Below are 11,692 nucleotides of genomic sequence, written 5' to 3'. Positions count from 1 at the left end.
GTCCGCGTGGCCCGCGCGGCCGAGCGGGCCACCGGCCGACGTCAGGAGCACGAACGCCCCCGGCCGGTGGCGCCTGGTGAGTTCGTGCAGGTTCGAGATGCCCCGGACGACCGAGGTCACCGGGTACCGGCTGGACGTCTCCTCGGCGTGCACCACCCCGGTCAGCGGGCGCTTGAACCGGCGAAGCAGCGCGGCGAGACCCGCGCCGTCGGCCGCCGTTCCGGTCGCGAGCGTGACTTCCGTGCCGGTGGCCCGGAACCGCGCCGTCAGCTCGGCCGCGGTCCGGTCCGGCCAGCCTTCGGCACTCAGCAGCAGCAGGTGGCGCACCCCGTGGGCGGTCGCCAGGTGCCGGGCGAACGCGGCTCCGCGGAGCCCGTCCGCGCCGGCGACCAGGACGGTGCCGCCCGGATCGACCGCGGGGCCGCGGTGCGGATCCGGCACCGAGACGCGGGCCAGCCGAGGGACCAGCACGACCTCGCCGCGGACCGCGGCCTGGGGCTCACCGCCGAGCACGGCCCGGACCAGCGAAGCCGGTCCGGGTGTCTCGTCGACGTCCACGAGGTGGACCCGGCCGGGGTGGGCGTCCTGCACCGAGCGCACCGCTCCCCACAGGGGTGCGTGCCGCAGCCGGACCACGTCGTCCTGGTCGCTGGTGACGACCGCGCCGCGGGTGAGGACCACGACCAGCGACCCGTTCAGCCGCTCGTCGGCGCACCAGGCGGCCAGTTCGGCGGTCAAGGCCGGCACGTCCGCCCCGACCGCTTCCGCGAGGTCCCCGGCGGCACCGTCCGGCGCCGGCAGCACCAGGACGTCCGGGGCGGGCTCCCCGGCCGCGACGGCGGCCCGGAACCCGGCCGGGGACGCGGCGGTCCGGACGTCGGCGGTCCCGCCGGCCGCCCGGCGCAGCGCGGCCGCCAGCGCGTCGGCGTCCGGCCCGGCCACCGCCCAGGAACCGGCCGGTCCCGGCGAGGCGGGCAGCAGGGGGCGGGGTACCCAGTCCAGGCGCAGCAGCGATTCGTATTCGCCGTCGCCGACGGCACGCAGCCGGGCGGGCAGGTCGAGCAACGCGTGCCGCTTCACCTTGCCCGAGGCCGTCCGCGGCACGGCACCGATCTGGTAGACCGCCACCGGCACTTTGAAGAACGCCAGCCGCTCCCGGCAGATTCGCAGTACCTCACCCGGATCGAAGCCGCCCGCGCCCGCCACCACGAACACCACCGGCACCTCGCCCAGCACCTCGTGCGCCCGCCCCACCACCGCCACGTCCACCACCCCCGGGACCGTCCGCACCACCTCCTCGACCTCCCCGGGGTGCACGTTCTCCCCGCCCCGGACGATCAATTCCCGCACCCGGCCGGTCACCGTCAGAAACCCCGATTCGTCGGCCCGGGCCAGGTCACCCGTCCGCAACCAGCCGTCCACCAGCACCTCGGCCGTCGCCACCGGCTGGTTCCAGTACCCCAGCATCACGTTCGGGCCCCGCACCCACACCTCGCCTTCGGCGCCCGCCGCCACGTCCAGGCCCGAATCCACGCCGACCAACCGCACCGCCAGCCCCAGCACCGGCAACCCGCAGGACCCCGCCGGTCCGCCCCCGCGCACCCAGTTCACCGCGATCGCGCCACACGACTCCGTGCTTCCGTAGGCGTCCACCAACGGCACGCCGAACACCTCCTCGAACGACCGCCGCACTCCGGACGGCAGCACCGCGCCCCCCACCAACCCCACCCGCACGCCGGAAAGCCCGGCACCACCCGCATTCACCAGTCCCTGGTACAGCGCCGGCACCCCCGCCAGCACGGTCGGCTCGAATTCATCCGCCGCACCCAGGACGTCGCCCACCGAAGAGCCCGGCAGCACCCACACCGAAGCCCCCACCGACACCGCACCCAGCACACACACCACGTGTGACAACGAATGGAACAACGGCAACGGCCACAACACCCGATCGTCCCGGCCCAACCCCAACGCCGGCACGTAACTCGCCGCCACCGACCACAGACAACTCCGCTGCGTCGACACCACGCCCTTCGGCGACCCGGTCGTCCCCGACGTGTAGAGAATCCACGCCGGCTCGTCCAACCCCAGATCATCACGAGCCGGCGCTTCCGGTTCCCTGGCCACCAGCGAATTCCACGACACGCCGCCGGCCACCGGCGGTCCGGCGCCGACCAGTACGAGCGGCCGGCCCGGCCGCAACCGCCGGAACCGCTCGGCGTGCGCGTGGTCGGTGATCACCAGGCGGGCGCCGCAGTCTTCCAGCTGGTGGGCCAGTTCCGCGTCGGTCGCGCCGGGATCGGCGGGGACGGAGAGCGCGCTCGCCCGCAGCACGGCGAAGTAGCTTTCCACCGCCTCGACCCGGTTGCCCAGGCAGATCAGCGCGCGGTCACCGGGTTGCAGGCGCAGCCCGGCCAGGTGCCCGGCGAGCCGCCGCGTCCGCACCTCGAGCTGGCCGTAGGTCAGCGACCGCTCGCCGTCGGTGCAGGCGAGCCGGTCGGCGTCGCGAAGGGCGCGCTCGCGCAGCAATTCGGGCACCGGGCGGATCAGGTCGGTACGGAGCATGCCACCACACTTCCCGATCGGGCGGGCCCAGCCAGTCTCTCCGGCGCCCGGCGGCGGCACCCCCCTGACCGGTCCCCGTAGGCCCCCTCAATCCGCGCCCGGGCGGGTGCGGCGGTAATACCCTTCGGCCGTAACGGTTTCCCGCGCGAGAGGTCCGGAAAGTGCCCGAAGAAAGCAGAAGCGTCACGGTCGAACTGGCCGAGCGGTCCTACCCCGTGCACATCGGCTCCGGCGTCCGCCGCCTGCTGCCGGAACTCGTCGCGGGCCTCGGCGCCCGCAAGGCGGCGGTCGTGACGGCCCGGCCGGAGGCCGAGATCCCCGACCCGGGCGTGCCCCACACGGTCGTCCCGGCCCGCGACGGGGAGACGACCAAGACCCTGGCGGCCGTGGAGGAGCTCTGCCGGCGGTTCGTCGACTTCGGCCTGACCCGTTCGGACGTGGTGGTGTCCTGTGGCGGCGGCACGACGACCGACACGGCAGGCCTGGCGGCCGCGCTGTACCACCGCGGGATCCGGGTGCTCCACCTGCCGACGTCGCTGCTGGCCCAGGTCGACGCGAGCGTGGGCGGCAAGACCGCGGTGAACCTGCCGGAGGGCAAGAACCTCGTCGGCACGTACTGGCAGCCGAGCGCGGTGCTGTGCGACCTCGACTACCTGGAGACGCTGCCCGCCCGGGAATGGCGCAACGGCTACGGCGAACTGGCCCGCTGCCACTTCATCGGCGCGCCGGGTCTCCACGGCCGGCCGCTGCTCGACCAGGTGGCGGCGAGCGTCGCCCTGAAGGCCCGGATCGTGGCGGCGGACGAGCGCGACACCGGAGCACGGCACCTGCTCAACTACGGCCACACGCTGGGGCACGCCCTGGAACGGGCCACGGATTTCGCTCTGCGCCACGGCGAAGCGGTGGCGATCGGCACCGTGTTCGCGGGCCGGCTGGCCGGCGAGCTCGGGCGGATCGGACCGGCCCGGGTGGCGGAACACCACACGGTGGTGGCGGGCTACGGCTTGCCGGCCGAGCTGCCGTCCGGGCTCGACGACCGCGAGCTGATCACGTTGATGGGCCTGGACAAAAAGGCGACCGAAGGGCTGAGCTTCGTCCTGGACGGCCCGGACGGGCCGGGCCTGGTCCCGGACGTGCCCGCGGACGCGGTGGCCGGCGCGCTGGCCGGAATGCCCCGGACGTGAGCCGGGGCCCGGCCGCGCACCCGGTCAGGGCGTCAGCAGGTTGCCGGCGATCCGCGGCGTGCACCACGACAGCGCGTCCCCGCGGCCGGCGATCAGGTTGAACCCCGAAGCCGACACCGCGAGCTCGATCAGCGCCGCCTTCTGGAGCGGGCTGAGCGAGGCGATGCTGTCCAGCAGGAGCGGATCCTGGTACAGGTCTTCCGGCCGCAGGAGCGACAGCGCGCTCGCGTCCGGCTCGGCGCCCGACAGGTCCACGTGCGGGTTGCCCCGGGAAGCCCAGACGCGGTCCACGGCCACCCAGTCGGCCGAATCCTCGAGCACCGCGGCCACCTCGCCGATCCGCATCGTGTGGACGACCGGGTTGAGGAACGCGTCCGCGTCCACGATGTCCTGGTAGTCGGCCGACACGGCGAGGTCGAGGTGGTCTCCGGACAGCCCGTAACTGGCCGGCGACAACTGCACGCCCAGCGCCCGGACGGTCCGGATGCCGTCCTTGCCCCCGAAGCGGTTCAGCAGCTGCACCAGCTCCCGCTGGCGCATCCGCTCGGCTTCGCCGATGCTGCCGTAGATCCACAGGTGCAGCAGGGCGTCGGTGGCCAGGTGGTCGCTCAGCCAGCGGATCGCCGCGGCCGGGTCCGGGATGTGGTGCACCACCCCGTAGCTGTAGACGAAGTCGAACTCGGTGCCGAGCGGCTCCCCCGAGATGCTCGCGTCCAGGAACTCCAGGTTGTCCACGCCGGCCCGGTCGCGGAGGCGTTCGGCGACCGCGCGGGACGGGCCGTTCGGTTCCAGGCCGACGAAGTTCACCTCCGGGTAGGCGCGGGCCATGCCGACCACGGTCTGCCCGGTTCCGCACCCGGCGTCGAGCACGGTCCACCCGCTCTTGAACCCGCCGTCGACCACCGCGGGGATGTCGTCCGGGAGCTTGAAGTCCGCGTTGTCGAGGTTCGAAGACGGAAAGGGGAAGTGTTCGTACACGGACGCGGTCGCCGAATATGCCATCTCATCCTCTTCGTGGTCGGAATTTCACTGGCTGAGCTCGCCCCGGCCGGACTCCAGCCACTCGAGCAGGTCCTCCGGCTTCCGCAGGGTCACGTCCGGTCCGGCCGCCAGCAGCGCCGCCTCGTCCGTTTCGCCCCACAACGCGGCGACGGCGGTGACCCCGGCGCCGCGCGCGCTCTGCAGGTCGGTCACGGCGTCGCCGATCATGATCGTCTCGCCGGCACCCGCGTCGAGCAGGGACATCGCGCGCCGCACGATGTCCGGGGCCGGCTTGGGGTGGGCCACCTCGTCCGAGCCGAGGACGTGGTCGAACAGGCGCAGCAGCTCGAGCCGCTCGAGCAGCGACCGGGCGCGCGGCCCGCTCTTCCCGGTCGCCACCGCGAGGCCGAAGCCGTTGTCCCGCAACGCGGTGAGCACCTCCCGCACCCCGGGGAACACGCGGACCAGGTGGGCCAGTCGGTAGCTTTCCCGGACGAACGGCTCTTCCATCGCCAGGGGCAGCCCCATGATGCGCATGATGTCGGGGAAGTACCGGCCGAGGTGGCGGTTGTACTCCGCGAACGGCGCGGGACCGTCCCCCACCACCTCGGCGTAGGCGGCTTCGAAGGCCTGGCGCATGACGCCGAAGCTGTCCACCAGCACGCCGTCGAGGTCGAACACGACCGCGCGCACCGGCCCGGTCATCGGCCCACGCCGCTCAACGGGCGCCCGGCCGGCGCGGAGGCGTAGACCCGCTCGATGACGTCGATCACCCAGCGGGCGTCCTCGACCGCCCGGCCGCGGGACGCCGGATCGGCGAGCAGCGCGGGCAGGGCGTCGAGCTGGCGGTCGTACTCCGCGCCGATCGGTTCGGCCGGCACCTCGGCCGGCTCGGCCACCCCGCCGACCGTGTGGGTGAGCCGGGAGCCGTCGAGCCGGTTCGGGCTGAAGCCGAAGGTGCACCGCAGTTCCGCGGTGCCCTCGCTGCCTTCGATCCGCAGCACGGTCCGGTCCAGGGCCTCGTGGGAGGCCCACCCGGCGGTGAGCCCGGCGGACAGCCCGTCCGCGGTGACCAGGAACGCGTGCGCGGTGTCCTCGACGTCGGCGCCGGGTCCCCCGGCCGCCGGGTCGTCCTCCCGCCACACCGCCTGGAACGACCGGCCGTCGACGAAGTCGGCCGACACCGACCCGGCGACCTGCTCGAAGACCAGCGGGCCCAGCAGCAGCCGGGCGACGTCGAGCAGGTGCCAGCCGAGGTCGACCAGCGCGCCACCGCCGGCGCGGTGCCGGTCGGTGAACCAGCCGGCGCCGGCCGGCACCCCCCGGGCCCGGCGCCAGGACAGCTCCGCGTGCCGGACCCGGCCGAGCGACCCGGTCAGCCGCCGCAGCGCGGTCACGTCGGCGCGGTAACCGGCCGCGCTGCCGCCCAGCAGCGTCGCACCGCCCGCGACCTCGGCGGCCGCCAGCCGGTCCACCTCGGCCGCGGTCAGGCACAGCGGCTTTTCGAGGAACACCGGGATCCCCGCGGCCAGCAGGCGTTCCGCGACCGGGGCGTGCAGGTGGTTGGGCACCGCGACGACGGCCAGGTCGACCGCGTCCACCGGCAGCCGGTCGGCCGAGGCGTGCACGGCCGTGCCGGCCGCCTCCCTGGCCACGCTCGCCCGCAGCACCGGGTCGGACTCCACCAGCGCCACCACCTCGTAGGCCGGGTGGGCGCGCAACCGGCTGAGCCAGATGGTGCGGCCCGCCCAGCCCAGTCCGATCACCGCGACCCGGACCGGCGGCTTCCGGCGGCCGGTCATCCGCGGCCGGCCACGTCGGCCACGGCCGCGGCCACGTCGTGCATCTGCGCTTCGGTGCCCAGCAGCAGACGGTGGTGCAGCCAGACGCAGTCGGTGGTGAGCGCTTCGGCGTTCGGGCAGCGCCGGGCGAGCTCGTCGACCGGCAGATCCGGTGCCCCGGTCTCCCAGAAGGCGTCGGTGCGGTAGACCGCCCGGAACCCGACGAAAGCCGGGATCCCGCGCGCGATGAGGGCTTCGACGATCTCGGCGCGCCGCCGCTCGGTGACGCCCGGCAGGCGGAACATGGCCATGTAGTGCGGATTGCGGTCGCACCGGTCGTCCCCCGCCTGCGGGACGACCCCGTCGATCCCGCCGAGCAGCCCGGAGAGGACCTGCCAGCGCTGTTCCCGCACGGCGATCTGCTCGTCGAGCCGGGCCAGCTGGGCCCGGAGGACGGCCGCCGAGAACTCGTTCATCCGGAAGTTCGACCCGGAGGTGCGGTGGAAGTAGCCGCGGTCGCCGCGGGGCCGGCCGCAGCTGTGGCGGACGAAGCCGGTCTCGTACCGTTCGGCGTCGCCGAAGAGGACCGCGCCGCCTTCGCCCGCCGTCATCAGCTTGCCGTTCTGGAAGCTGAACGCGGCCACCGAGTCCAGGTCGCCGAGTTTCCGGTTCCGCCACCGCGCGCCGTGCGCGTGCGCGGCGTCCTGCAGCAGCGGCACGCCGGAATCGGCGGAAAGCTTCGCCAGCGCGTCCATGTCGGCCACCAGCCCGGCCATGTGCACCGGCATGATCGCGCTGGTCTTGGCCGTGATCGCGGCCGCCGCCGCGGCCACGTCGATGTTGTAGGTCCCCGGGTCGACGTCGACCGGCACGGCCACCGCCCCGAGGCGCTGCGCGGCCTGGGACGAGGAGATGAACGTGAACGCCGGGACGACGACCTCGCTGCCGGGCGTGACCCCCAGCACCTGGAGGGCGAGTTCCAGCGCGTGCGTGCCGTTGGTGACCGCCAGGGCGTGCTCGGCGGCGTGGTACTCGGCGAACTCACGCTCGAACGCGTCGACCTCGCTCCCGCCCATCCGCCACCACTGCCCCTGCTCCAGTGCCCGGTGCAGGCCGGCCCGCTCCTCGTCGCCGTACTGGGGCCAGACCGGGAATTCCAGCTTTCGGTGCACTTCACTCATGGATTTCCGCCCCTACCTTCGCGCGTGAGAATGCTGCCAGGTTACCGGCGACAATCGAAGCCACCCAATCCCCTGGCGTCCCCCTAAGGTCCCCCTAGCATTTCCCGATGCTATTCTGATAATGACAGTCGGCCGGAACTAAAATTGAGGACGGCGAGCACCGTGGACGAATTGCTGCTGCTGAACGGCCCCAATCTCGGCATCCTGGGCCGCCGCGAACCCGACATCTACGGCACGGCCACGCTCGACGACATCGAAAAGGCGGTGACCGCCGAGGTCGCCGCCCGCGGCTGGCGGGTCACCGCCGTCCAGTCGGACGCCGAAAGCGAGCTGATCGGTGTCCTGCAGAGCAGTTACGACACCGTCGGCGCGATCCTCAACCCGGGCGCGCTGATGATCGCCGGCTGGAGCCTGCGCGACGCGCTCGCGAACTACCCCCGCCCGTGGATCGAAGTGCACCTGTCCAACATCTGGGCCCGGGAACAGTTCCGGCACGATTCGGTCTTGGCTCCCCTCGCCAGCGGCCTGATCGCCGGGCTCGGGGCTTTCGGTTACCGGCTCGCGGCGCGCGCCTTGCTGGAGATTTCCGGGGCTTGAGCCTCGCGCTTCTTCTCCCGCGCCGCAACCACCGCACCGTGCAACGAAGAGAGTCCACCGAGGACAGCCGGCCGGACCGGCGCCGGCCGGCGTCCCGGGCGCGCCAGCCGGCGCACCTCAGCGGCGACCAACGGCACGAGAACCGGGACACCGGCAGCGAACCCGCCACCGATGACAGTCGTGGCCGGCGCGCAGACCTCCCCGATGCTCACCACCGCGACCGCCAGCGCTCGTGCGCTTTCGGTCACCGCCGTGACCGCCCACGGCTCGCCGGCCTCGATCCCCGCGCGCAGCCGCGCCGGGTCCGTCGGCTCGCCGCGCAATCGCGTCGCCCGGTGCAGGGTCGCCGGTCCGGAGGCGAGCGCTTGGACGCAGCCCCGGCGGCCGCAGGCGCAGCGGGGCCCGGATCGGTCCACCACCACGTGCCCGAGCTCGCAGGACGCGCGCCCGGGCCACGAGCGGCCGTCCAGCACGATCCCGCCGCCGATGCCCGTGCCGACGCCGAAGTAGACCAGATCGGCGCAGCCGGCCGCTTTCGCCTCGGCAAGCGCGGCGAGGTCGCCGTCGTCGGCGATGCACACCGGGACGTCGGGGAACCACGCCCGCAGGGCCGCCCCGAAATCGACCCCGGTCCAGCTCGGCCGCATCGGCCAGGCCACGACCCGGCCGGCCGGGTCCAGGGTCGCCGGCACCGAGACCCCGACCGCGGTGATCTGCTCGTGCGGCAGGGTGTTCGCGACCCGGGCGCCGAGCAGCCGCAGATCCTCGGCGGCGTCCGGGCCCGGTTCCGGCCAGGTGAAGGAAAATTCCTCTGCCGCACCGGTTTCCTCGTGCTCGAACCGGAAAGCGACCTTCGTCCCGCCGATGTCGATCCCGAGACACCCGATGACGCACCTCCCCGCCGCGGGCCGCGGCCCGGCTCACTGTTCGGCCAGCGCGAACCTGATCGCCACCGTCGCCGCCCGCAGGGCGTGCACGGCCTCCTGCTCGCGAGGGTCCACTCCCGCGGCGTCGTCGGCGACCAGGCCGGCCACGCACCGCGCCGCCTCCAGGCAGGCGACACACGCCTCGACCAGTGCATCGGACCGCACGCGGTGCTCGCCGAGCTCGGTGAGGAGGCGGTCCAGGTCCGCGCGCACCGCGGCCGCGGTGGTCATCGTCGCCGCGTCCCGCGTCCGCGCCGGACCGGCGACGGGCTCGTTGAGTGTCCGGTACACGCTGCCTCCCCTGACCCCGGCGACCACCTGCCTCATCGCCGGAGCTCAGGCAGGCGTGAGGGTCAGCAGCCGTTGCTGCCACAGGTCGTACAGTTCGTCGCGGACCGCGTCCGGCTCGCCTCCCGCGGAGGCCAGCAGCGCACCCAGCGTCGTCCGGCCGTCCACTTTGCGCAGCAGCTCGTACAGCGGCTCCGACACGGCCGCGACCGGGCCGCCGGAGTAGTCCAGGGAGATCTCGCGGGCGACGGTGACCGCGGCGGGCGAGCCGTCACCGGATCGTTCGGCCAGCCGGGTCACCGGGCGGAAGGCCGGCACCAGGCTGTCGAGCCCGGTCCGCGCGTCGCTCCGGCGCCGGACGAGGAAGTCCTCGACGACCAGGTAGTCGAGCTCGGTGGTCAGGAACGAGGTCACGACGTCGTCGACGCTCTGCACGATCGGCTCGGCGTGGTTGTTGAACGAGGTGTTGAGCAGGACCGGTGTTCCGGTGAGTTCGCCGAACTTCGTGACCAGGCGGTGGAACCGCGCGTTGGACAGCGGATCCACCAGCTGGACGCGGGCGGTGCCGTCGACGTGGGTGACCGCGCCCAGTTCCGCCCGGCGCTCCGGCAGCACCGGGACCACGAAGGACATGAACTCGTAGGCCGCCACCGTGTCGGGCAGGTCGAAATAGGACTTCGCGTCTTCGGCGGCGACCACCGGGGCGAACGGCCGGAAGCTCTCGCGCTTCTTCACCATCGCGTTGATCCGGGTCTGGTTCTCCGCGGGCCGCGCGTCGGCGATGATGCTGCGGTTGCCGAGGGCGCGCGGGCCGAACTCCGACCGGCCCTGCGCCCAGCCCAGCACCGAACCGTCCGCGAGCAGCCGCGCCGCGGTGTCCACGACGTCGGCCTGCCGCTCGACCTCGACCACCGCGTCCCAAGCGGCGAGCCGCGCCTCGACCTGCGCCTCGGTGCCCAGGTCCGGCCCCACGCAGGCACTGCGCAACCGTTCGCCGGGCGGCAGCCGGTGCCCGAGCTCGGCCATCGCGACGAAGGCCGCTCCTTCTCCCGCGCCGGCGTCGTGGGACGCCGGGTGGATGAACACCTCGCGGAACAGGCCGGACTTCAGCAGCACGCCGTTCAGGCTCGAGTTGTGCGCCACGCCGCCGCCGAAGCACAGGCCCGGCAGGCCGGTCGCCGCCGCCCAGTGGCGGAACACGTGCAGCGCAATGGTTTCCACTGCCTCCTGCAGTCCCGCGGCGAAGTCCTTGTGCTCCTGCGTGAACGGTTCACCCTTGCGCCGGGGCAGGAACCCGTGCTCCAGGAACAGCGGGCTGACGAGGCTCGGCACGGTCAGGTTGGGGTGCAGGTCGTAGGCTCCGTTGTCCCGCAACGTGTACAGCTGCGCGAAGAGCTTCCGGTAGGTCGCCGGGTCACCGTAGGGCGCCAGCCCCATCACCTTGTACTCGTCGCCGAAGCCGTAGCCGAGCAGCTGCGTCGCGTTGAGGTAGAGCACCCCGAGGGACTGCATCACCGAATAGTCCGCCAGCTTTTCCAGCCGGCCGTCGGCGGCGTGGTAGACGGTGCCGGAGTTCTCCTCGCCCCGGCCGTCCAGGACGACCACCAGCGCTTCCCGCATGCCCGAGTGCATGTAGGCCGACATCGCGTGGGCGTCGTGGTGCGGGGCGTAGACCAGCTTTTCGTCGGGCAGGTCCCAGCCGAACTCCTCGCTGAGCCGCTGCTTGATGAGCTCCCGCGAGAAGCGGACCGGCACCCGCTGGTGTTCGGTGTAGAGGTGGTTGAGCACGGCGTCCAGGTGGTTTTCGCGGAAGTAGAACCCGACCGCGTCGATTTCGCCGGGGGTCACCCCGACCGCGTCGAGGCACGCGCGGATCGCGTTGACCGGGAACTTGGTCGTCTTCTTGATGCGGTTGAGCCGTTCCTCCTCGACCGCGGCGACCAGTTCGCCGTCCCGGACGAGCGACGCGGAAGCGTCGTGGAAGAAGAACTCGGACATCAACGGCACGAGGTCGGCTCCCCCGGTCGAGAAGTTCCCGTTCAAGCCCAGCACCAACACGTTCGACCACCCACACCTTCGGCAACGGACGACAACCTCCGGGCACCGGCCCGCCACCAGTCTTGCGCAGGAAGCCCCGCCGCTTCCCCTAACTGTCCCCCCTGCATCCCCTGCATCGCCCGGCGGCACGGGGT

At 73.0% G+C, this 11,692-nt stretch carries 10 protein-coding genes; 2 read left to right on the top strand and 8 right to left on the bottom strand.

Annotated elements, in window-relative coordinates:
• The coding region (locus ACWEVN_RS04305) for an AMP-binding protein (protein ID WP_452050226.1) at window positions 1-2,562 on the bottom strand (2,562 nt) is incomplete at its 3' end.
• 161 nt (window positions 2,563-2,723) lie between these two features.
• On the opposite strand from ACWEVN_RS04305, the gene ACWEVN_RS04300 reads away from it, so the two are divergent.
• Window positions 2,724-3,746, top strand: a complete 1,023-nt coding sequence (locus tag ACWEVN_RS04300; RefSeq protein ID WP_452050225.1) for a 3-dehydroquinate synthase family protein — start codon at window positions 2,724-2,726, stop codon at window positions 3,744-3,746.
• Between the two features lie 24 nt (window positions 3,747-3,770).
• On the opposite strand, the gene ACWEVN_RS04295 is transcribed toward ACWEVN_RS04300, so the two are convergent.
• From ACWEVN_RS04295 to ACWEVN_RS04280, 4 genes are read right to left on the bottom strand one after another with little or no spacing between them, the layout of a single operon-like run.
• Entirely contained in the window at window positions 3,771-4,748 is a 978-nt protein-coding gene (locus ACWEVN_RS04295; protein WP_452050224.1) for a class I SAM-dependent methyltransferase, read from the bottom strand.
• 24 nt (window positions 4,749-4,772) lie between these two features.
• Window positions 4,773-5,432 carry an HAD-IA family hydrolase gene (locus ACWEVN_RS04290; RefSeq protein ID WP_452050223.1) on the bottom strand — a complete coding sequence of 220 codons (660 nt, stop codon included), beginning with the start codon at window positions 5,430-5,432 and terminating at the stop codon, window positions 4,773-4,775.
• Window positions 5,429-6,529, bottom strand: a complete 1,101-nt coding sequence (locus tag ACWEVN_RS04285; protein WP_452050222.1) for a Gfo/Idh/MocA family protein — start codon at window positions 6,527-6,529, stop codon at window positions 5,429-5,431. Before ACWEVN_RS04285 ends, ACWEVN_RS04290 begins: the two co-directional genes overlap by 4 nt.
• Window positions 6,526-7,689, bottom strand: coding sequence for an aminotransferase class I/II-fold pyridoxal phosphate-dependent enzyme (locus ACWEVN_RS04280; RefSeq protein WP_452050221.1), 1,164 nt, complete (start codon window positions 7,687-7,689; stop codon window positions 6,526-6,528). Before ACWEVN_RS04280 ends, ACWEVN_RS04285 begins: the two co-directional genes overlap by 4 nt.
• A gap of 162 nt (window positions 7,690-7,851) precedes the next feature.
• Here ACWEVN_RS04280 and ACWEVN_RS04275 point away from each other — a divergent pair, with 162 nt between their 5' ends.
• Window positions 7,852-8,286 (top strand): type II 3-dehydroquinate dehydratase, encoded by a 435-nt coding sequence (locus ACWEVN_RS04275; protein ID WP_452050220.1) that lies wholly within the window; start codon window positions 7,852-7,854, stop codon window positions 8,284-8,286.
• On the opposite strand, the gene ACWEVN_RS04270 is transcribed toward ACWEVN_RS04275, so the two are convergent.
• Genes ACWEVN_RS04270 through ACWEVN_RS04260 form a run of 3 tightly spaced genes read right to left on the bottom strand, consistent with a single transcriptional unit; the run spans window position 8,241 to window position 11,558 of the window.
• On the bottom strand, window positions 8,241-9,158 hold the full coding sequence (locus ACWEVN_RS04270; RefSeq protein ID WP_452050227.1) for an ROK family protein: 918 nt from the start codon (window positions 9,156-9,158) through the stop codon (window positions 8,241-8,243). The two genes, ACWEVN_RS04275 and ACWEVN_RS04270, sit on opposite strands and share 46 nt — an antisense overlap.
• A gap of 48 nt (window positions 9,159-9,206) precedes the next feature.
• Window positions 9,207-9,503 carry an O-linked N-acetylglucosamine transferase gene (locus ACWEVN_RS04265; protein ID WP_452050219.1) on the bottom strand — a complete coding sequence of 99 codons (297 nt, stop codon included), beginning with the start codon at window positions 9,501-9,503 and terminating at the stop codon, window positions 9,207-9,209.
• Between the two features lie 45 nt (window positions 9,504-9,548).
• On the bottom strand, window positions 9,549-11,558 hold the full coding sequence (locus ACWEVN_RS04260; RefSeq protein ID WP_452050218.1) for a carbamoyltransferase family protein: 2,010 nt from the start codon (window positions 11,556-11,558) through the stop codon (window positions 9,549-9,551).
• Between the last annotated feature and the right edge of the window lie 134 nt (window positions 11,559-11,692).

Source organism: Amycolatopsis sp. NPDC003861 (genome assembly GCF_053605405.1).
Note: the sequence above shows the minus strand (reverse complement) of the source record. Positions and strands in the feature narration are given on the sequence as shown.